2 pseudogenes are annotated in these 407 nt (G+C 64.6%); both read left to right on the top strand.

Annotated features, from left to right (window positions below):
• A pseudogene (locus tag EOD07_RS37325) lies at positions 1 to 115 on the top strand (amino acid ABC transporter permease); the annotation flags it as partial.
• Between the two features lie 58 nt (positions 116 to 173).
• A pseudogene (locus EOD07_RS39015) lies at positions 174 to 407 on the top strand (hypothetical protein); the annotation flags it as partial.

Below are 407 nucleotides of genomic sequence, written 5' to 3' on the forward strand. Positions count from 1 at the left end.
TCGCTTCTTCGAGACCTATTCGATAACGGCCTACATCTATCTCATCCTGACCGTCGGCCTGTCGCTGGCGCTCAGGGCGCTGGAGCGGCGGCTGCGCCGCCAGCACGAGGAATAGTTTTTCGGCCAAGGCAGCGCTACGATCCCCGAGCATTCCCCTTGAGGAGGTCCCCAGGATCGGCGACAAAGTAAATGCGGCGCTGGATTCCGTCTATACGGCCGACACGCCGGAAGCGCTTGAAGAGGCCTATGCCGCATGGGCCGCGACCTATGACAGCGAGACCGCCTCGCTCGGCTACCTCCTGCCTTTCCTGATCACCGCCTGGGTGGCGCGCCATGTGCCGGCGGGCGATGGCCCGTTGCTCGATGCCGGCTGCGGCACCCAGGCGGTGATCAGGAAAGGCAGGAGG

The organism is Mesorhizobium sp. M2C.T.Ca.TU.002.02.1.1 (assembly GCF_003997225.1).